Genomic DNA, 19,883 nt, shown 5'->3' with positions numbered 1-19,883 from the left:
AGCGTTATACTCAGACCAGTTGCGGATACGGTAGCTCATTGCTGTGAAGGTTTGTTGGTGGTACTTCAAACCTATCACCTCGCCTATCCGCAACTCCTCCATGCAACAACGCCATTGGTAAATATTCTTGCGCATAAAAATCACCTGTAAGGGTACTGTCGGGGTGCAGTTATGTCGCTTACGATTAAACAAGTTTTGCCTAACCCTTCATTTGACCCATTTTATGTCCCGCGAAGATAAGCCGCAGCGTGTTGGTATCTTAGTAGTTCATGGTATTGGTGAACAGTGTCAGTTTGAGCATCTTGAGGAAGTAGTCAGAAATATTGCCTCTGCTTTGCAAGCAGATAGCAAACAGGCAGATTCCAACATAGATAGTGTTCAAGTTAACATTAACATTAGCAAAGATGCACCTTACCGAGCCAATCAACAGACATGGCGGGGTGAGGGAGCTGCGACGGCAATTATTGAAGTTGTAGACAAAAATGATCAGCAAACAAATCTAGAATTCAGGGAAGTTTGGTGGTCTGACTTGGATGAGCCAAACAGTTTCAAAACATTCAGGAGTTTTTGGGCTTGGGGTCTCTCTCTATGGACAAAACCTAGATATGACCAAAGAACTGATACTGAGTTTCCGGACAAGGAGGTGCCTCTGCATCCTGATAGGCGATTGCCTGGGCGCAGCTTTAATCAAGCAAAGGATCTTTTACCTGGAGAAGGTGAACCGATTCAACTCGTCCATCGTGTCTATTTGCTCCTTGTGTCCTTTGTGGTGTTCTTACTTCTACCGTTCCTTTGGGTTTTAGGAAGAGTTTCGCGGAGTATTTTAGGACTGGAAATCAGACCTGATCTCCTAGTTGAGTACCTAGGTGATGTCAAGTTATACCAACAGGATGCAAGGGAAGGGAAAGGACCATTGGTCGATTTGGGGAAAGCGCCTCCTCGTTTTTCCATACGTCGGCGCTTTATCAAAGCTTTGGTCGAAATGAGTTTGGAGAAATACGAGCGTTGGTACATTTTGTCTCATAGCTTAGGTACTGTGGTTGCTTTCAATGGGCTGATGGAGATCGAAACAGCATTGCCTAGATACTTAGACCAAAAGTTGTGGAAAAGATGGTGCCGCAAGCATCAGGGTCGGGTAAAAAGGCAACTCACAGAGGATGAAAAGAAAGTTCAGAAATACGTGCTTCCTCAACGCCCAAGCTGGCTTTCTCGTGATAATGATGATGTAATTAGTCGGAAAGAACTATTCCGCAACTTGAAAGGATTCATGACGTATGGCTCTCCTCTCAGCAAATTTGCTGTGCTCTGGCCATTAGTTGTTCCTCTCAATAAAGATGAATCAGTATTTAAAGAAGATTTTGAATGGATTAATGTGTTTGATCCCACTGATCCCGTTTCAGATTTCACTCGTTTCTTTGATAGCCAACAAGGTAAAGAGTCGCCCTTAACTCCCAAAGAAGTCCCATACAAGGCAGAGCAAATTCATCTCCTAAGCCACGGGCAGTATTTGACTTACAATCCGAAACGAAAGAACCCGTTAGTTTGTCAAGTTTCTGAATGGTTATTGAGCGGCGAAAAGTTTAAAAAACCACAAATTGAAAAAGATGGCTTTTCTTTCCATTTGGGCTGGCCTAATCCAAAAAGCGCTCATAGTGATAAAGACTCCCCTATTGTTTCTTTTTATTTTGGATTAGGTATTTTTGTCTGGTTCCTGTTGGGAGTCATTATTTCGTTCGCTTTAAGCTGGTTTATCCCCTCGCTCCTCACTCAAGTTCCTCAGCTTTTAGCACAGATAGGTCTGAAATCTACCATTATTGATGAAGCGTTGTTACAGCTCAGTCATTTCCTGTCTAACCCTCTCTACTGTGTTGGAATAGCTTTTTGTACCATCATTAGTGTTGGACTAGTAGTCAGAGTGTTTGGGCTGAATAAAAATCGCGGCATTTCAGTTGAATCAAAGAAGCCGTAGCAACATCATTTAGCCCCAAATTCTTACGGCGTTGGGAGTTGGAGCTACTAGGTGGTATGGGTTGGCATTACACACATTAAGAACGTTGTGGAACTTTTAATGTGTGAATGGACTCCTGTAGGGGCACGGCATTGCCGTGCCCCTACAGGAGTCCATTCATCAAAGTGTGATGTGGCCCTAAAAGGCTGTATTTGAAAGTACTCGCAAGCGCGTGTTTAGTGAAGTAATTGAGTATTTACCTGGAAAGATTGGGGGCCACAACATCGGGAAAACTCTCAAAGTTACGGCGAACCCAATCCATACCGACTTCGTTGTTGAGTTTGATCTTCTGCGGGGTGTTTGGATAAAGTTTGCTCAGAATATCAGCATCTTGATCAATCACCACCTGACCGAACTTGAGATAGGTGCTACCAAACAGCTTAAAGGCAGGATGTTTTGCCTGTCCAAACAGTAGGATGTAAGTCCGGGTGCGGTTTTCGGCTTCTGGAATAAAGAAGTGGCATTGGGCTGCTTTCCCTAATGGCATTTCACCGTGAAAGATAACGAGGGACGGAAAATGGTTCTCCAGGTGTGCCTTGATGTTGGTAGGTAGCAGAAGCAAATCTGGTTTTCTCAGTTTTTCTGTCAGCGTGTAGGGTGCAGTGGGCATATCATAAAATGCATGGGAATGATGCCCCTCGTCAATGAATTGGTGAAACTCAACCTCCGTGATGCGGAATAAGTCTCGATGAGTGCCATTCTGGTGATTGTAGTCATGCATATTCAGCAGCATGGTCAGCAGATCGGTTTCAACGCTGCGATCGCCCGTATACCCGACAAAATAATATTGCTCTACAATCTCATCCAACACTTTGGGAATTGGAATTTTTGGCTCATGCCCACCATGTGACCAGATGAAATCGCCTTGAATCCTAAGTTCTAACGGTTGCAACTGAGGCAATGTTTTTTTGCCTGAACCCGGTAGAACGGTACAACCAGCCGCATCAAAAGGTAGCGCATGAAACGGGCAGATGACAACGCTTTTACCGTCACTTTGCGTTTCACACCATCCCTCTGAGAGCATGGCTCCCATGTGTGGGCAGGCATTTGGTAAAGCATGGACTTCTCCTGTCTCATCCTTCCACATCACATAGTCAACACCGTATAGAGAAACCTTGCGGGGCTGATTAACCTTCAGCATGGATTTGTGCGCCAACAGCCAGGGCGCACCGGGGAGCATTGAGCGCATAGCGTCCTCCATTGATAAAATTATGAAAAATCTGTCGCATTTCAATCTATGAACTTCAAAATATGACAGAACATTCACGTTCGTCAAGCCCCCAAGCAGCTAATAGTTTGCGTCGTCAGCCTAAACAGCAGCGCGGCAAGGAGCGAGTCGAGAAAATTCTTGATGCGGCGGCGGCTGTATTTGATGAGGTGGGCTATGAAGCTGCAACAACCCACATGATTGCTGCCAGAGCCGGAACGGCGATCGGGTCGCTCTATCAGTTTTTCCCAGATAAAGCCGCTATTTTCAAGGCGATGGAGTTACGTCATGCAGAGCGGGTGAAGGCGATGTGGGCGCAGGTGGATATCGCGACCATTATCCAATTACCACTCCGTCAGATGATCCATGCGATCGCGACCAGCGTGGCAGAACTGTTTGAGCAACCCGTGTCGCGAGTCGTATTTGTGCAGTTTTATCTGGCACGCGAAATTTTTCAGTCGATTGATGAAAGCATGACGCAGGAAGCGATCAACTTTATGGCGAATATCTTGAAGCACCGAAATGCTGCCCTAACTGAGGAACAGTACAGCCTGTTAGCAGAAGTATGTGTGCACAGCAGTAATGCGGTGATGCTGGCGGCACTTCGCAGCCCTAGTCTTGAGCATCGCCAACGCTTGACGCAGCAGATTGAGGAGCTATTAGTGTCATATTTAGAGCCGCACGTCGGCGATCATCAGTTAGGCGATGTAATGAAAGTAATGATATGCCCTCACTGTCAATCCAGCCAGTTATCGAAAAATGGATATCGTCGGGGCAAGCAGTGTTATCTCTGTAAGGATTGTAGAAAGCAGTTTGTCGCTCAATAGCCCGCTAGCAACTGCAAAATTCAGGGTTCTGTTTTTACAGAAGGAAACTGTTCAAAATTCCGACGAACCCAATCCATTCCTACTTCATTGTTGAGTTTGATTCGTTGTGGCGTATTCGGGTAGATCCGGTTGAGAATCCTGGCATCTTGCTCTACAACAACATCAATCAGCTTCAGCAAATTTCGTTTCAGCAAGTGAGCGATCGGGGAATGCGCCTGCATGTACATCAATACAAACACGCGCGATCGCCCCACAGATTCGGGCAAATAAAAGTGGCATTCCTTTAAACTCAGAATTTTGTTGTCGCCATGCATCACCCCCATAAACGGAAAGTAATTTTCCAGATGCGCTTCCAGAACTTTTGGTAATGCCAATTGTGCCGGATTTCTGAGAATCTCCCGCCATGTTGGTTGTTTCCTGGGTTGAGCCAGATAAGCGTGAGAATGTAACCCTTCATCAATGAATTGCTTGACCTGAACCTCCTCAATTTCAAATAGCTCCCGATGCGTGCCGTTCTGATGGTTGTAGTCGTGCATATTCAGCAGCAAACTCAGAATGTCAGTGGGAATGCTGCGTTCACCTGTGACCCCAATGAAGTCATACTCAGTGGCGATCGCATTCATCAAATTAGGAATTGGAATCTTTGGCTCATAGCCACCATAGCTCCAGATCAAATCCCCCTGAACAATCAATTCAAGTGGTGACAGCAAGGATTTCGTTTGCCTGTTGGAACCGGGTAATACAGTACAGCCCTGGTGATCAAACTCTAGAGCATGAAATGGACAGGCGATCGTACTACTACCATCAGATTGAGTTACACACCAACCCTCCGAAAGCATTGCGCCCATGTGAGGACAGGCGTTGGGCAAAGCAGTAATTTTGCCTTGTGAATCTTGCCAGAGCACATAATCTCGACCCAACAGAGAAAACTTTCGGGGCTGATTCGGCTTCAGCATTGAGCGATGCGCCAGTAGCCAGGCAGAACCCTGTAATTGCTTCATAATCCCAAAAATTTAACTTACTAATTAATTAGTAAGTCTATCAATGGCTTGTCATTTCGTCAATTCCACGATGTTTAGTCTCTGCTAAGATGGCTCTGGTAGGACAAGAGTGATTGGGGTCGTGAGTCGATTGGGGAAACGAGCAGCAAAATCAGTGCGTCCCGTGCGAGATGCAGCGGCAACACAACAGCAAATTCTGGATGCTGCCGAGCAGGAGTTTGCCCACCACGGCTTAAAAGGGGCCCGCATGAGCGCGATCGCCCAAGTTGCCCAGGTTACTTCTGCAACATTGCACTATTACTTTGAGAACAAAGAGAATCTCTACAAAGCTGTTCTCCAACGACCTGTAGATGAGGTTCAAGAAATACTGGCAAAACACAATTTTGATGCTCTATCCCCCGAAGAGGCTCTGAAGCAAATCATTCGCATTGCAATTTCTAACGAAGCCGCAAACCCTCAACGACAAATGCTGTGGTTTCAGGAATCAAGCCAAAATCAGGGTGCGTACTTTAAAGAATGCAATGTATTGACACTTCACGAGTATCTATTGAAAGTTCTAGAACGAGGCATGAAAGACGGTTCCTTTCGTCCACTCAAGCCATTTCTCACCTTGACCTACATTTTGAGTATTTGTCTCTTCTATTTCACAGTTCATGAGAATTGGCGGCATCTTACTCCAGAGATCGATCGTCTCAGTCCAGAAATGATAGAAGAACATACCGAAGAGGCGATCGCATTCATTTTGGCAGCGATTCAGCAAAGGGATTAGGTTAGCGAAGAATTAGTTTGCTGCCGTAGCGCCGATGGATCGTTGTTTTACCGACCCCCGCACGTGCGGCGATCGCTCTGCTTCAAACTACTGTTGAGAGCGCATTTCTTGCTGGCGCATTGGCATCGCATCAATGGTGCGAAATAGCACCGCCAAATCAATCGGAGTTTGGCTCCGTTGCTTCTCCGTACCATCTTTACCAACTAAAATTACCGCGAACTCTTCAGGGGTAATCTCAAACTGCTGTCTAAGCCTTTCTACCGATGCTGAACTAATCGGTTGCCCATTGACTTGGCTCTCTCCAGTTTCCAAAACCTGCACCAACTTGAGGTCGCGCTCATCTGTCCCTGCTACGTCTGCCTGCCATGCTTGCATCTGTTGTTGATAATCAGATGAACCAATTGAAGGTGCAAAGACCAGCAAGATGCGGTGTTGCCATTGATAGTCACTCAAATTAAATTCGACTGACTGTGAATAATCAGAGGGTGCGGCAACACTGGCCATCTCTGAGGGGTGGGAATTAGAAAGGTTAGAGGAATCACTCATAGAAATGGAAGGCTGAGCGTAGACACAGCCCTGTAGCAGGGACAGAAGGACAACAAATACAGATAGAGACTGCATTGCTCAGACAGAAACAACCTCCTTACTGTAGCCAAATCTATGAGAGAGCAACTGGTTCTGAAGGGAGAACTTCAGGGTACACGGGTCAAGCCGAGAGCGGGAAACCTGCTGCCAGCAACCAGCCAAAAAATAGAGCAGAGCCGATCGCGTAGATCCATGCTCGATTCAACAAACCCGCCACCAGAGACAAAATCCCCATCAGTGGTGGGAACAACGGCAAAAGCAAAAACATAAATCCTAATTGAGGTAAAAAGTTGAGCGTTAGGACAAAGCCACCAATCAGGACAACGCTTTGTCCCAACCACCAGAGGATGCGTTTGCCGACTCCAACATTCTCCTGCACCATTCCAGATGCCAGAAACCAGGGGAAACAAGCGATCGCCACTGGCAACCATACTCTCAACCGAATTGGGATGAGCCACCATTGCAGCCAGACCACCTGCGCCATTGCGCCAAAGGCAACCCAGAGGATGACAAACAGCACAATTCCCAGTCCAACGGTACGCAGGGTCGGACGAGGCAACCGTGCCAGCACTCCCAGCCAGGTTAATCCAGCAATCAGAAACCAGACACCCACTGCTCCACCAACTTGAACCCCACCCAAGTCCTGGAGATCAAATCGCTGACTCAGCAACACTAATCCTGCGGTTGCGACCAAAGGCGCAGCGATTAATCCTGACCATCGTCGAACGGGATCTATTTCCAGGGCAATAGTTTCTGATTGAGTCAGAAGGGGTGAAATTGCTGCCAACCCCACTAACCAACCCAGTAGATGAAGTCCATACCAAGCCATGCGGCGATCGCTGTACTGGCTCTCTTGGGTTCTCCCAAACGTAGCGTCGAGCCACTCCAGTGCTGCCTGATGACTACCATCACTAAGCAGAATGGTGATGTGCTCGACACCAGGAATAACAACCAGTTCTCGTCCCTGTCCTGCTGCTAAGTTCGCGTTTTCTCCTCCTGCCTGTGCTAGCAGCCGTTCGGCATTGCCAATAAATCTTCCCTCTCCACCTCCTGCCTGCAACTGGAGATTCTGGGGAGCTTGAGGAGTCACACTTGCCCCAGTCGGGGAAACAGCAACGGTTGCGGCAAAGCGATCAGGGCTACGAGCGCCAGCTGTCATCACAATTCCGCTACCCATCGAGTGCCCCAGCAATGCTAAACGATCTGGGTCAACCAGAGGTTGTTCTAATAGAGCTTGCAAAGCAACATCCAGGTTGTTCTGCAACTCATACTGCTGTAAGCGAGCAGGATTCGCCCCATGCCCGTCAAAATCCCACAGCATTACCGCATAGCCTGCGCGAGCCAGTACGTGCCCATAACCCAACATCAACTGTTTGGAACCTGCAAATCCATGTGCAACTAGAACTCCTGGGACTGCCTTCGCCCCTTGAGGGGCAATGTATAGCAGGGGAACTCCCTCCTTTTGGAGCGATCTCACCTCTAATCCCGATCGAGCAATCGCGATTCCTAACCAAGACGAAACAACCAGCAGGATTGCCAGTAACAGGAGTCCTAAGCGTTTATAGTTCAATTTCACAGGCTTCGGCCAACATCCAAACACCACTTACTGGTGTAACGCAAAACGGGCTTAAGGATTGGAAAGTAGTGAGGTTTATCGTTTTCGGTCGATTTTGACTCGCTTATTGGGGTCTTGCTTGTGAACCCAGGCTAAAAATTTCTGTAGCTGCGGGTCCTGCTTGAGCTTTTCCAAGGTGTTTAAGTGCAGTGCTAAATGAGAGTTGTCATAAAGGGTGTGGATCTGGCGATGACAGGCAGAGCAAATTTGAATTGTGGGACTGGGGTCTAGCCCCTGGTGTTTGGTCTTTTGACGAGGAGTTAGGTGATGCTCTGTGAGAGCAGGCATCTCTCGATGGCAAAGTTCGCACGGCTGCAGCATTGCTAGAAATGAGTGGGTAGTCGGGAACAGTGACAAGTAAAATAAACAAATAAACTACTGCATTAACTGTTGACGCAAATCCCGCAAAGCAAACCCAGTTCCCTGTTCTGCTGCAACTTGCAGAACTTGAGTAATCAGGATGGGCAGATCAACATTGGGGAAATAGCGACTTACAGATTGGGGTTGATAAACATCCCCTTGCAGGTAATAAATCTTTAAGCCACTCTTTTTAAATAACCAAACTTCTGGAACTCGATATGGCGCGTAGTCTTCAGCAGATGTATAAGTGGTGACATCAATTTCAATCACCAGATCGGGCGGCGGGTCAACTTGCCAGTCAATCCGATCTTTACCAACAGCAACTTGCCAGTTATCGATATAAAAGCAGTAATCTGGCTCAATGCCTCCCGATTCAGGAATGTCCATCGTAATCGGGGTAAAGGCTTCGTAGTTGCGAATTTCGCTGTCCAGCAAGATTTCCACAACTCTAGCAAGCAAATGGGCTTCACGTCCGTGACGAGGAAGGGGACTCATAAGCAAGATTTCGCCGTTGCGATATTTAATTCTGGGAATAGAGCCATCGCCTCGGCTATCTCGCAGAATGCAATAATCTTGCCAGGTTCCGGGCATTCGCATCACACTGCCCGGTGGAAGGTGAATTTTTTCGCGAGACACGACAGCGTACATAGGAGATCTCTTGTTCTTACTGACCAAATTATAGCGATCGCTATTAAAGAACCTTACAGTTGTCCCATGATTGGGGCAAAGACCTCATAGGATGTCATTAGTAACAGAAAATTTAGAACGGTACCCTTTAATCTAGGTCGGACGTACTATGCCATTGTCCACTTCAATATTGTCTGATTTAACCGTTATGACATTTAGCAGAAGGATCAAGTTACCTATGTGGCATCGTTTAATTACCGCATTTTTAATTGGTTTATTAGGGTTAACCAGTGGAATGCTATCTGCTCAGCCTGCTCAAGCAGCGGGCTGCACGTTGACGGCAATCGTCTGGGAAGGCTATACCGATGCTTCCTTTGCCCAAAAGTTTGAGCAGGAAACAGGTTGTGCCATCAAAGCAACCTATGCCGGGTCTAGCGACGAAATGTTTGCTAAGTTCCGCACGGGCGGCGGTCGCACCTATGACCTGATTTCTGCATCAGGCGACATCACCGAGCGGCTCTACAAAGCTGGATTGGTCAGACCGATTGACACTAGCAAACTCGAAAACTACGATTCAATCTTTTCACCTTTTCAAAAAGGTGATTGGAATAGCTTTGATGGCAAGCCCTATGGCGTAACCTTTGCCTGGGGTCCAAATGTGCTGCTCTACAACACCGAAAAAGTAGCAACTTCGCCCACTTCTTGGGACGTACTGTTTGACCCCCAGTATGCCGGACAGATTACCATTCCCGACAATCCAATGACGATCGCCGATGTTGCGCTCTGGTTGGGCAAGGCAGACCCCTATGACCTGACAGACGCTGACCTGGCTGAAGTTAAAGATAAGCTACTGGAACTGCGTCCCAGCATTCGTAAATTCTGGGCAACCGCTGGTGAGTTGGCAAACCTGTTTCAGTCAGGTGAAGTAGTGCTTGCCCATGCCTGGCCACTCACCTATACGCAACTGATTGAGGCAGATTATCCGGTCGGTTCTGTTAATCCTAAAGGAGAACTTACAGGCTGGACGGACTCCTGGATGATTTCTAAAAACTCTCGCAACGTGGATGCTGCCTACAAGTGGATTGATTTTATCCTCAGTGGTGAAGGTCAAAAGGGTGTAATGGACGTAACAGGCTACTCTGGCGCAACGGAATTGGGCGTTGAAGCAGTCGGTCCAGAACGCGCCAAGGAACTGTTTATGGATGACCTGTCGCTACATGAGGAAATCAAAATGTGGCAGAGCGTCCAAAATTACGATAAGTGGGTACAGCTTTGGAACGAAATCCGCAGTTAGAACCGTTAATCACTCAACCGTCAGAAGCCCAGTTTTCAGAGGCACAACCAAGACAGCGCGATCGTACACCAGTGGCACTCTACGCAACTCTATTACCACCGCTGGTGTGGATGACGCTGCTGTATTTTGTGCCGATCGCCATTCTGATCTCTTACAGCTTCTGGCGGTTAGAAGCGTTTGATATCGTACGGGAGTTTAGCCTAGTCAATTTTCAAACGATCTTTGGCAATACAGCATACCGCACAGTAATTGTGAGAACGGTAATGACTGCGCTGGGGGTGACGGCAATTGATGCGGCGATCGCCCTCCCCCTGGCTTTCTTCATTACTCGTTTCGGTGGTCGCTACCGCACGTTGTTAACGCTGTTAGTAATTCTGCCGCTGTGGTCAAGCTATCTGGTGAGAGTCTTTGCTTGGAAAATTATCCTTGGGTATAACGGCATTCTCAACAGTGCCCTACTCTCTTTAGGAATTTTGCAGCAGCCCAGCCAGATTTTCCTTTATAACCAGTTTTCAACCACACTTACGTTTGTGCATGTCTGGCTACCTTTCATGATTTTGCCTGTAATCACAGCCTTCGAGCGGCTACCCAAAGATTTGCTCGAAGCATCAGCAGATCTCAACGCTCCACCTCTCACCACTTTTCGTAAGGTTGCTTTACCGCTGGTGACACCCGGATTACTGGCAGGTTCAATCAATGTATTTGCCCTAACGATGGGTGACTTCATCACTCCCAATCTGATCGGAGGACCCAGTGGCATTATGCTGGGCAATGTGATTTCTGCTCAGTTTGGTGTGTCCTACAACTGGCCTTTGGGAGCCGCATTTGCACTGGTAGTGATGCTAATCGTATTTTTAGCCCTGACCGTTGTAGTGAGACGAGGAGCTTTAGAATAAGGAGTAGAAAGTAGAAGAACGGTACAGCTACTTAAGCCTATCCAGTAATTTGTGTAGGTTGGGTGGAGCAAAGCGAAACCCAACGCTTTAAATCTGCTTCGCTAGTAGATTCTTGTAAATCTGCAAATGTTTTTGGGCGATCGCCTCCCAACTAAACTGTCTGACAAACTCACTTCCTGCTGCACTCAATTGTTTTTGCAAATCTGGATTTTCAATTAACTTCAGTAGTGCCGCAGTGAGAGAATCTGAGTCACGGGATGGTACAGGACAAACAATATTTGCCCCAGCAAGTTCTGGATCGGGTGGGTCAGAATAAGTCGCGACAGTAGGTAAATGATGGGCTAAAAGCGCTAGTAGGGAACCACTTTTGAGGGTGACACCGTGATTGAAAGGTAACACGCCCAAATCAGAACCACTTAAATAGTGAGAGGCGATCGCTTCGCTCACATAGCCTGTCATTTTTACTTGTTTGCCAAGTCCTAGCTGCGAGATCTGAGCCTGTAATTTATTCCAATATCGCTTAGCCTCATCCGCAGGCAAGGCCAAACTTTCTACTCCACCAACAAGCAATAGCCGCGACTGAGGAATCGTTGTGAGTATCTGTTTGAATGCAAGAAATAAGTTTTCCAGTCCTTTAACGGGATGTAGAAAGCCGAAAAAAGCAATCACTAACGATTCCTCTGACCAGCCGTAGGTTTGGCGCACAAGCTGACGGGCAAGCGATCGCTCAATGGGTGTCACTTCCACATTAGCGGCGATCGGAATTCGACAAAGGCGGTTGGATAGGTGAGGGAGGCGATCGCGAATTGCACTCTCCGCTTCTACATTAGTGGTAATGATTGCCTGACTACCCGTTAGTAAAAAGCCATCCTCTCGATCCCACCATTGATGCTGTTGTCCCCATTGCTTTAGCCATTCCAGCAGTTTCGGTGGAACGCCTTTGGGTTGCCATTCCCACCAGCCATACTCATGCACTGTTGTGACAATGGGTTGACGATAACCTAAAGCCCGTAGAATTAGCGGCAGCAAAAAAATAGGACGCTGAAAGCTATAAGTGCCTGCTGCATGTTGAATATGCAGAATATCAGTTGGGGTTGTTTGAATCGTCCGCACTAATGGCAATAGGCTAGCTAACCTCCAATCTTGCACCACTCCTCGAACGCGGGTATCTTGTACCGCTTGAGCTGCTGCTTGGGTAGTTAGCACTACAGACTCAACCTCTTTTGCCAAAGCCTCTCGTAAGCGTGAGGTGTAGTGAGCTACGCCACAGCGATCAGGTTGATAAGTACCAGCAATTAAGGTGACGCGCAGCATGGGGTCTGAGTTTTGGTCATTGAACATCAGTTATCGAAAATAACTTGTGAACAGCCACAATACCTTTACCTGAGAGCTGTTACAACAGCATTAGTTTCTCGTAGAAGCTCCAGTGCTGCTGCAACCACAGTTTCCGGAGGAATGTCCAAACACTCCAAGCTGTAGGGACAGGTGAATGCATAGCAGGGGCTACATACAGTAGGGCGACGCAGCAGCCGAATAGGAGCATGACGAGGACACCATTGTGATTCCCGTTCAGTTCCGGCAAACAAAACAACCATTGGGGTTTGTGTTGCGTCGGCAATGTGCATGGTTGAGGTGTTGTTAGTCAACACCAGTTGAGCCTCTGCCACCAGATCTGCTAATTCTGACAAACTGGTTTTACCAATCAGATCAACGGCACAGTTGCCCAATGCTTGAAGTAAAGGAAAAGCGCGATCGCGATCTTTTTCAACTCCTGTTACCACCACTGACCATTTGGTAATCTCGCTGAGTCGTCGAGCCGCAGCGGCAAAGCGATCAGGGTCATAGTTGCGAGATTGGCAGGTTGTCCAAGGATTGAGCAAAATGAATTCTCTAGGAAGCTTAAATTTCGAATTTCGAATTTTGAATTTTGAGGTTTGAATCGCTAAATGGCGATCGCTCACTTCAAAACCAACTGATTCTATGAGTCGCAGGTTACGCTCTACCTGATGGATTTCATCAGGAGCAGAGTTCAATTCGTGAGTCAGAAAGCCCAGTCCTTTTTCTTTAGATTCTCCTAAACGCAGGGGAATTCCTGCCAAATGACAAATTAGGGCTGCTGGATGAGGACTTTGGCTGAAGCTGGTGAAAATAATGGCTGCATCGAAGTGGCGATCGCTCAAAAACTTAACTAACTCCCATTCCCGCTCTGGGTCAAATGGCAATCGTCCTAAATCTTGCCACAATACTCGCCAAGGCAACACTTCATCGACCCAGGGCAACAATGGTGCAGTCAGTGCCCCAGACGGACTCGCCATTAGCGTTAGTTTTGCCCCAGGTAAATTTTGCTTGATTGCCCGCAAAGCAGGGCTAGTCATAATCACATCGCCAATATTATCCAATCGCATCACCAAGAGGTTGCGAACATTTCCCCAATCTACTGAAAGTGAGTTTTCAAAGTTGAATTGTAAGTTTTGAGTTTTGAGTTTTAAGCTTTGCTCTCCTACCCCTTTACTCTTCTGCTCCCACACCCTTTCTACTGCTGCCAACACTTCAGCAGGGGCGATCGCCTGCATGCAGCTATCCCATTGGTCAAATGGGCAAACTCCGCCATACCAGCAGCGTTGCTCAGTAAAGTTCTGAATGTTTCGCTCAGGGCATTCAGGGTAGCCTTGCAAGTTGATGTGAGGGAAAGGTTGTCCATAGCGACCGTGCCAGGACGGTCCGAATAGGGTAATCGTGGGGATATTCAAAGCCGCAGCAATGCGCGCAGGGCCAGTGTCAGAAGCAATCACTAGATCTGCTTCTGACATCACCGCTGCTAGTTGTCGTAGAGAGCCTCGTTGCCATATTCGTGCCGTGCCACCCATATGTCGAGCAATTTGCTCAGCTTGTTCCTGGTCTGCACCTACAGGAATCAGGATCGTGGCACCATATCGTTGTTGCAATGCGCGCCCTAACTGTACGAAGTTTGCGGTTGACCACCGTTTGACAGGCATTCCAGCATCAGGACATAAAACGATGAGTGGACAATAAGCTGCACCTAATGCTTGATGTGCGGACTCATGTTCTGCTGCAGTTAAGTGAAGCAATGCTTGGTCAAGGTGTATCGCATCCGCAGCAATTACTCCCTCTTCAACCAGAATGTTGAGGAAGCGATCGCCTACCCTCTGGTGCTCTGGAGGATTGCGCCACAGGTTCGTTACTGTCCGTTTTGCGCCACTGCTTTGAATTGCTTCAGCAATGCCATCGTAATTAGTATCTGAAACGATTAGATCAAAAGACTGATTCTTCAACGCCTGATCAACTGTCTGTCGAGCCTCACCCTGTTTGACCTCAATCACCTGATGAATGAGTGGATGCTGCTGCAACAGTTGACTTCCTGGCGCAAATGTTAAAACGGTGAGTTGTGCTTGGGGGTGCGAATTTGCTAAAGCGGCGATCGCAGGTAGTGCAATCAATACATCCCCTAACCCCCCTAATAGCTCAACAAATAAAATCTGGTGGAATGTGTCAGCGTGTGACATAGCTTTTTATTGACGGCTTTTTATTGACGGATGAAATAACCAATGACTAACCCTAAATCGACAACAACTGAGGAGCATCCTGACTGCGATCAACAATCGTAGTTGGCAATTCCTGATGATAAACTCCCGATGGCAGTAAACCACAGCCACCATAACGAGCCATGACCCTCAGTTGAGCCAACACATCCTCTCCACAGTGGTTAGGGGGAAGTTCTTGCCAGAAGCTGAAGCCACCGACATCTCGCAGTTTTGTGGCATCGTATAAAACGCATCCGGCAACCCAAGCCACTTTATATTTATATTTTTTTGCGGGAAAGTGAGAAGCTTGATTAATGCAGCCAAGCCGCTGCTGAACGTGGTACAAGTTAGCCGCATTATGTAACTTATATCGTTCCCATTGGGGTGTTCCAGAGCGGACTACTTCTGGCTGAACGGGTTCCTGCCAAAGTTCGATCGCCTGCTGATCAGGGCGTACATCGTTCAAAAAACTTAGCCCAATCACCGCAGAGCCAACAAATCCACACTGTTCTTCTTGAATTGCCTGTAGAAGATACTCCAGGACATAGGGTTCTAGAATTAAGTCATTGTCTAGAAACAAAACATAAGGTGCAGTGGCTTGTTCTAATAAAAACTGACGCTGCTCTGCGATGCCCCGTCGAGGCAGGTGTTTATGAGTGACTACCGAATTTCCATGAGCTTGAAGTACCCGTATTGCGACCTGCACTTCTCCAGTAGCCAGCGGATCGCTGTCCTCTGTCTGGTCAGAAATGATTACCCGAAAATCTCGGTAAGTTTGAGCACAAAGACTGGTCAAAGTAACCGCTAATGCAGCAGCGCGGCGATAAGTGGGAATGAGAATATCAATGGTTGCCATTACACGAGTTACCATTACACGACTTCTAGTAGCTGAGAGTGAGTAGTTAGGGGTTGGGTAAAGGAAGGGGCGATCGCCACCGTTGCGCCCGCGCAATAGCCATGCTGTCCTGCTTGCAAAAGTTCTAAAGCTGCATTCACGACCGTTTCTGGTTCTACTAAACGCAGGCAATGATAGTGCCCTTCTGGACAAATGCTCTTATAGCAAATACGGCAGGGAACATCATGAAACAATACGCGATTGGGTACTTCCCAGGGAGTGTGTTGTGGGTTGGTCAAAGCATACAAATCAACTACAGGTGTCCCTACGGCTGCTGCAATGTGAACTGGACCTGTGTTGTTGGAAATTAGCAGAGGAGCGAGGTCTAATAGTGCAGTGAGTTCTCCCAAATCTAAACAGCCAACCAGTGCGTGAGAAGCTGCGTTCATATCTTGACGAATAGACGCAATGAGTTCTTGCTCTGGTTCTGTTCCAGTAAAGATAACTGGAATACCGTACCGCTGCACAAGCTGATCTGCAACGATCGCAAAGTGTTCGGGAGGGTAGCGACGCGAGAGGGCTGTTGCGCCAGGGTGAATCACAATCCAGGGACGTTCCAGGTTAATGTTTAATTCCTGTAACAGTTGCAGAACTCTAGTTTGAGCTACTTCTGGAACTTGCAAACTCATTCGCTGATCGGCAATTTCACTGCCCACGCTAGCTACCAAATCAAGCTGACGACGAACTTCATGGCGAGTAAATTGATCGGGTTCAGGATCTTTGACCCAGTCAGTGAGTAGCTGATAAGGATTTTCGTGACAGTGTGCCAACCGCAGTGGAATTCCTGCCATGTAGCAGAGAAATGCTGATGGCAATGGGTTCTGGCTATAAACTGTGAAAATTACGGCTGCATCAAAGTTGGCTTGTCGCAGTCGCTCAATCATTTCATATTCTAGACTGCTATCCCTGCGAGGAGCCGTTGCTTTTAGCCAAGGTGAGTCATAAATAATCAAATCATCCAGTTCTGAGATAAGAGGGGCAACCACACTTCCAGCCGAAGAGGTGAGCAAGGTGATGCGTCGTTCAGGCTGTGAGGCTTTTAGGGCACGCATGGCGGGTGTGGTCATAATCACATCACCAATAGTGTCTAACCTAACGCAAAGGATATTTTTGGCGTTATCCCAAGCTGCTTGTGTCATAGGTTTTTAGGTTTTGAATCTGTTGAATGAGTTGAGTGGTAGAGCGATCGCTCACGAACGGCAAAATTTTAACGACACCTCCCAGATCCTCAACTAGTGAAGCTTCGGGAAGGGTTTCTCGTGTGTAGTCACCTCCTTTGACAAAAACTTGTGGACGGATAAGTTGAATCAGGTTGCAAGGATTGATTTCGTCAAAAGGAGCAATCGCATCTACACAGTTCAACGCTGCTAGTACTGCCATGCGATCGGCTAAAGCGTTAACGGGTCGAGTATTTCCCTTTAGTTGTCGAACACTCTCATCAGAATTGACCCCAACAATTAAAACATCTCCCAATGCTTTAGCCTGATTGAGATAGGTAACGTGACCACGATGCAAGATATCAAAACAGCCGTTGGTGAAAACGATGCGCTGCCCAGAGTCACGATAACGGTTAAGTTGGCGTTCTAACTGGTTTTTAGTGATCAGCAGTTTGGAGAACTCTCTCTCATCCCCCACCTTCTGCTGATTGAGCTTAAGATTGGGATGAGGCAAATTACTATCCACCTCATCAACAGATTGCCGTAATGCTGCAACACTACAAGCGGTTGTCCCAGGCTGAGCTACAACAATAGCTGTTGCAGCCGCTGCAAGATCAGCCGCCGTTGAAGTATCAGCACCCGCAGCGATCGCCAAAGCTAAAGTGCTGGTAAAAGTATCGCCTGCACCAGAGGTTTGTGATTGAGGAGCAGGTTTGACATAAGTGCGATGAGGAGGGCGATCGCGCTCAAAAATTAAAGCACCGCCGCGATCTAAAGTGACTGCTGCAATATTGGCTCTGGTTAGATCAAGAAGCTTTTCCCCATGTAGCAGGATTTGATCGATTCGATCTGCATTAGTTTCAAGCTTTTTCAGTCCTAAAAGGTGAGTGGCTTGACTGTAATTAGGCTTAACGGCTGTGACATTAATAGACTGATATTCGGTGAGTTGCTTGGAGTCTACAACGAGAGTGCAAGGCGATCGCCGCTGCAATTCTTCTAAAGTACGAATCACAGATGGAGTCAGAATGCCATAGCCATAATCGGAGACAATAAGCGCATCACAGGTCGGAAATAGTTCAACCAGGCGATCGATGAGTCTTGTTTCAAGTTCAGATGAAATCGGATGAGTGCTGCCCTGATCAAATCGAACTAACAAATGAGAGGAAGCAATAATACGCTGTTTACTTAAAGTTTGGCGCGATCGCTCCTGAAGCAAATAAGCAGTTGAAACGCCTTGCGACTCCAAAGACTGTTTCAGCAAAGCTGCTTCTGGATCTTCACCAATGACTGAGAGAAATTTGACCTGACCTCCTAGACTACTAACGTTGAGAGCAGTGTTTGCGGCTCCGCCCGGTACGTTGAGACGTTCGGTGATGTTGACGACGGGGACGGGAGCTTCGGGGCAGAGGCGATCGCTACTGCCGTTGAGGTAACAGTCGAGGATAGCTTCACCGATTACCAGAACGTTGAGTTTTGAAAAACTGTTGATTAAGGATAAGTTGGACATGGCTTATTCTTGGTGATCCGAGCCTTGGGCGGCAGCCCCCCAAACCCCCCGCTGGGGGATGAACGCTTCCCCCAGACCCCCTCCGAAGGTATTGGGGAGGGGAGGCAGGGGAGCGCTTCGCATCGGTGGTGTCTCAAGGGTTCCGGGAACGGTTGGTACAAGATTTTGGTGAAATTTAGTGTGTGTTTTTGGGGTAGGGGAGGCGATCAATTGAATTACATTTGCGGCTTCGATCAAATTGTTGACCATGTGATGAGGGAGACGCGGGCGGGAGAGTTGCCATTCGGTTTCGTTGCCGTTGTCAATCAAGATGGTGCGACAACCCGCCTGTCGTCCTGCTTCGATGTCATTCAGAATGTCACCAATGAACCACGATTGTTCTAAGTCAATCTGATGTTCACTAGCAGCGCGATGGAGTAAACCAGGTTGGGGCTTGCGGCAGTTACAGCGAGTGGCGTAGTGAGTAATCCTGCCGTCAGGATGGTGAGGGCAGTAGTAGAATCCAGCCAAGGGTACTCCAACAGATTGAAATAACTCACATAAGTGTTGCTCGACAGCCGTTAGTGCTGATTCGGGGAAGTAACCACGAGCTATCCCAGACTGATTGGTAATGATGAACAGTTGATAGTCAGCATGATGGAGCGATCGCACTGCCTCCAAAGCTCCCGCTGTCAGTCGGATTTTCTCCGGATCAACGTTGTAAGGCACATCTTCAACTAATGTCCCATCCTTATCTAGAAAAACTGCCCTTTCGCTCATCCTTGATTCCTCGTTATGTTGCTAAAAGGGTATTTTTGAACGTAGAACAATAGCTCACATAGAATAAAAGTTCACGTTCAAAAATATTCCTCTAATTTATGGCCAAGACGATTCTTGCATCGGCAATACCATTACTTCTGGAATTACTGTCTCTGCTGGCTGAGTCAGCAAAAAGCGAATGGTATTGGCGACGTGTTTGGGATCTTGCAGTTTATCTAAAGGTGTATCGGGAAAGCGATCAAGAATGAAGGGGGTTTGCATCCCACCTGCAACTACAGCAGTCACTTTAACCTGGTGCGATCGCGCCTCAACATGCAGAGCGTGACTAAATCCTAACAAACCCCACTTGCTGGCATGGTAGGCAGAAGCATTTGCCCAAACTCGCTTTGAAGCAGTTGAGGCAATATTAACAATGTGTCCGCTTCCTTGCTGCTTCATTAGAGGTAGAACTAGCTTTGAGAGTAGGAATGGGCCGCGCAGGTTGACGCTGATTACCCGATCCCAGTCTGCAACTGTAAGTTCTTCAATCGGTAAGGTGACATCAGTTCCGGCATTGTTGATGAGGATGTCGATCTTGCCACATTGGTCGATCACCTTCTGCACAACGGCTTCGGCTTGCTGGTCTTGAGTAATGTCAAGGGGTAAGGCGATCGCCTCAAATCCTTTACTCTGAAGCTCTTTTGCGACTTGTTCAGCCAGGTCAAACTGAATGTCAGCGACAACAATAACTGCCTCTGCTTCAGCCAAGGTATGGCAGATTGAAGCTCCCAAACCACGTCCACCACCCGTTACTAATGTGACTTTTCCGGTCAATGCTTCCATTTGTGTCTCCTG

At 47.5% G+C, this 19,883-nt stretch carries 18 protein-coding genes and 1 pseudogene; 5 read left to right on the top strand and 14 right to left on the bottom strand.

Annotated elements, in window-relative coordinates:
• Positions 1-223 precede the first annotated feature (223 nt).
• Entirely contained in the window at positions 224-1,969 is a 1,746-nt protein-coding gene (locus tag H6F93_RS31700) for a hypothetical protein (protein ID WP_190689844.1), read from the top strand.
• Between the two features lie 235 nt (positions 1,970-2,204).
• Here H6F93_RS31700 and H6F93_RS31695 read toward each other — a convergent pair whose 3' ends face one another.
• Positions 2,205-3,197 carry a Rieske 2Fe-2S domain-containing protein gene (locus H6F93_RS31695; RefSeq protein WP_190689842.1) on the bottom strand — a complete coding sequence of 331 codons (993 nt, stop codon included), beginning with the start codon at positions 3,195-3,197 and terminating at the stop codon, positions 2,205-2,207.
• A gap of 62 nt (positions 3,198-3,259) precedes the next feature.
• Here H6F93_RS31695 and H6F93_RS34420 point away from each other — a divergent pair, with 62 nt between their 5' ends.
• Positions 3,260-4,042: a TetR/AcrR family transcriptional regulator gene (locus H6F93_RS34420; RefSeq protein ID WP_190642316.1), complete on the top strand. Its 783-nt coding sequence runs from the start codon at positions 3,260-3,262 to the stop codon at positions 4,040-4,042.
• A gap of 20 nt (positions 4,043-4,062) precedes the next feature.
• Here H6F93_RS34420 and H6F93_RS31685 read toward each other — a convergent pair whose 3' ends face one another.
• A complete protein-coding gene (locus H6F93_RS31685) occupies positions 4,063-5,043 on the bottom strand; it encodes a Rieske 2Fe-2S domain-containing protein (RefSeq protein ID WP_190689839.1) in 981 nt (326 codons plus the stop codon).
• 121 nt (positions 5,044-5,164) lie between these two features.
• Between H6F93_RS31685 and H6F93_RS31680 the strand changes: the two genes are divergently transcribed.
• Entirely contained in the window at positions 5,165-5,812 is a 648-nt protein-coding gene (locus H6F93_RS31680; RefSeq protein WP_347277386.1) for a TetR/AcrR family transcriptional regulator, read from the top strand.
• 1 nt (position 5,813) lies between these two features.
• On the opposite strand, the pseudogene H6F93_RS36005 reads toward H6F93_RS31680, so the two are convergent.
• The 5 genes and pseudogenes from H6F93_RS36005 to H6F93_RS31655 all read right to left on the bottom strand — a co-directional run.
• A pseudogene (locus H6F93_RS36005) lies at positions 5,814-5,888 on the bottom strand (TetR family transcriptional regulator); the annotation flags it as partial.
• Positions 5,889-5,899: 11 nt separating this feature from the next.
• Positions 5,900-6,433, bottom strand: a complete 534-nt coding sequence (locus H6F93_RS31670) for a DUF4174 domain-containing protein (protein ID WP_190689836.1) — start codon at positions 6,431-6,433, stop codon at positions 5,900-5,902.
• Between the two features lie 85 nt (positions 6,434-6,518).
• Positions 6,519-7,973, bottom strand: a complete 1,455-nt coding sequence (locus H6F93_RS31665) for an alpha/beta fold hydrolase (RefSeq protein ID WP_524538050.1) — start codon at positions 7,971-7,973, stop codon at positions 6,519-6,521.
• A 75-nt stretch (positions 7,974-8,048) separates the two neighbouring features.
• Positions 8,049-8,333: a CYTH domain-containing protein gene (locus H6F93_RS31660; RefSeq protein WP_190689834.1), complete on the bottom strand. Its 285-nt coding sequence runs from the start codon at positions 8,331-8,333 to the stop codon at positions 8,049-8,051.
• A 54-nt stretch (positions 8,334-8,387) separates the two neighbouring features.
• Positions 8,388-9,020: a Uma2 family endonuclease gene (locus H6F93_RS31655; RefSeq protein ID WP_190689831.1), complete on the bottom strand. Its 633-nt coding sequence runs from the start codon at positions 9,018-9,020 to the stop codon at positions 8,388-8,390.
• 217 nt (positions 9,021-9,237) lie between these two features.
• Between H6F93_RS31655 and H6F93_RS31650 the strand changes: the two genes are divergently transcribed.
• On the top strand, positions 9,238-10,293 hold the full coding sequence (locus tag H6F93_RS31650; protein WP_190689828.1) for an ABC transporter substrate-binding protein: 1,056 nt from the start codon (positions 9,238-9,240) through the stop codon (positions 10,291-10,293).
• A complete protein-coding gene (locus H6F93_RS31645) occupies positions 10,272-11,189 on the top strand; it encodes an ABC transporter permease (RefSeq protein ID WP_206755794.1) in 918 nt (305 codons plus the stop codon). Before H6F93_RS31650 ends, H6F93_RS31645 begins: the two co-directional genes overlap by 22 nt.
• A gap of 87 nt (positions 11,190-11,276) precedes the next feature.
• On the opposite strand, the gene H6F93_RS31640 is transcribed toward H6F93_RS31645, so the two are convergent.
• The 7 genes from H6F93_RS31640 to H6F93_RS31610 all read right to left on the bottom strand — a co-directional run bounded on the left by H6F93_RS31640 (position 11,277) and on the right by H6F93_RS31610 (position 19,871).
• On the bottom strand, positions 11,277-12,530 hold the full coding sequence (locus tag H6F93_RS31640; protein WP_199314240.1) for a glycosyltransferase: 1,254 nt from the start codon (positions 12,528-12,530) through the stop codon (positions 11,277-11,279).
• Between the two features lie 38 nt (positions 12,531-12,568).
• Positions 12,569-14,713 (bottom strand): glycosyltransferase family 9 protein, encoded by a 2,145-nt coding sequence (locus H6F93_RS31635; protein ID WP_190689824.1) that lies wholly within the window; start codon positions 14,711-14,713, stop codon positions 12,569-12,571.
• A 52-nt stretch (positions 14,714-14,765) separates the two neighbouring features.
• Complete coding sequence (locus H6F93_RS31630; protein WP_190689822.1) at positions 14,766-15,602, bottom strand: glycosyltransferase family 2 protein; 837 nt, start codon at positions 15,600-15,602, stop codon at positions 14,766-14,768.
• Entirely contained in the window at positions 15,602-16,765 is a 1,164-nt protein-coding gene (gene waaF, locus H6F93_RS31625) for a lipopolysaccharide heptosyltransferase II (protein WP_190689820.1), read from the bottom strand. The genes H6F93_RS31630 and waaF overlap by 1 nt, the downstream gene beginning before the upstream one ends.
• Positions 16,743-18,290 carry a D-glycero-beta-D-manno-heptose 1-phosphate adenylyltransferase gene (gene rfaE2, locus H6F93_RS31620; protein ID WP_190689818.1) on the bottom strand — a complete coding sequence of 516 codons (1,548 nt, stop codon included), beginning with the start codon at positions 18,288-18,290 and terminating at the stop codon, positions 16,743-16,745. Before rfaE2 ends, waaF begins: the two co-directional genes overlap by 23 nt.
• Positions 18,291-18,293: 3 nt before the next feature.
• Positions 18,294-19,049 carry a D-glycero-alpha-D-manno-heptose-1,7-bisphosphate 7-phosphatase gene (locus tag H6F93_RS31615; protein WP_190689816.1) on the bottom strand — a complete coding sequence of 252 codons (756 nt, stop codon included), beginning with the start codon at positions 19,047-19,049 and terminating at the stop codon, positions 18,294-18,296.
• A 96-nt stretch (positions 19,050-19,145) separates the two neighbouring features.
• Entirely contained in the window at positions 19,146-19,871 is a 726-nt protein-coding gene (locus H6F93_RS31610) for an SDR family oxidoreductase (protein ID WP_190689813.1), read from the bottom strand.
• Between the last annotated feature and the right edge of the window lie 12 nt (positions 19,872-19,883).

The sequence above is a fragment of the Leptolyngbya sp. FACHB-671 genome (assembly GCF_014695745.1).
GTDB lineage: Bacteria > Cyanobacteriota > Cyanobacteriia > Elainellales > Elainellaceae > JAAUTN01.
Note: the sequence above shows the minus strand (reverse complement) of the source record. Positions and strands in the feature narration are given on the sequence as shown.

Excerpts from the sequence above, each read along its gene's own strand:
- H6F93_RS31630 (WP_190689822.1), bottom strand. The coding sequence starts at position 15,602 with ATGGTAACTCGTGTAATGGCAACCATTGATATTCTCATTCCCACTTAT.
- H6F93_RS31650 (WP_190689828.1), top strand. The coding sequence starts at position 9,238 with ATGTGGCATCGTTTAATTACCGCATTTTTAATTGGTTTATTAGGGTTA.
- H6F93_RS31615 (WP_190689816.1), bottom strand. The coding sequence starts at position 19,049 with ATGAGCGAAAGGGCAGTTTTTCTAGATAAGGATGGGACATTAGTTGAA.
- H6F93_RS31635 (WP_190689824.1), bottom strand. The coding sequence starts at position 14,713 with ATGTCACACGCTGACACATTCCACCAGATTTTATTTGTTGAGCTATTA.
- H6F93_RS31660 (WP_190689834.1), bottom strand. The coding sequence starts at position 8,333 with ATGCTGCAGCCGTGCGAACTTTGCCATCGAGAGATGCCTGCTCTCACA.
- H6F93_RS31670 (WP_190689836.1), bottom strand. The coding sequence starts at position 6,433 with ATGCAGTCTCTATCTGTATTTGTTGTCCTTCTGTCCCTGCTACAGGGC.
- H6F93_RS31610 (WP_190689813.1), bottom strand. The coding sequence starts at position 19,871 with ATGGAAGCATTGACCGGAAAAGTCACATTAGTAACGGGTGGTGGACGT.
- waaF (WP_190689820.1), bottom strand. The coding sequence starts at position 16,765 with ATGACACAAGCAGCTTGGGATAACGCCAAAAATATCCTTTGCGTTAGG.
- H6F93_RS31700 (WP_190689844.1), top strand. The coding sequence starts at position 224 with ATGTCCCGCGAAGATAAGCCGCAGCGTGTTGGTATCTTAGTAGTTCAT.
- H6F93_RS31640 (WP_199314240.1), bottom strand. The coding sequence starts at position 12,530 with ATGTTCAATGACCAAAACTCAGACCCCATGCTGCGCGTCACCTTAATT.
- H6F93_RS31695 (WP_190689842.1), bottom strand. The coding sequence starts at position 3,197 with ATGCGCTCAATGCTCCCCGGTGCGCCCTGGCTGTTGGCGCACAAATCC.
- H6F93_RS31685 (WP_190689839.1), bottom strand. The coding sequence starts at position 5,043 with ATGAAGCAATTACAGGGTTCTGCCTGGCTACTGGCGCATCGCTCAATG.
- H6F93_RS31655 (WP_190689831.1), bottom strand. The coding sequence starts at position 9,020 with ATGTACGCTGTCGTGTCTCGCGAAAAAATTCACCTTCCACCGGGCAGT.
- H6F93_RS34420 (WP_190642316.1), top strand. The coding sequence starts at position 3,260 with ATGACAGAACATTCACGTTCGTCAAGCCCCCAAGCAGCTAATAGTTTG.
- rfaE2 (WP_190689818.1), bottom strand. The coding sequence starts at position 18,290 with ATGTCCAACTTATCCTTAATCAACAGTTTTTCAAAACTCAACGTTCTG.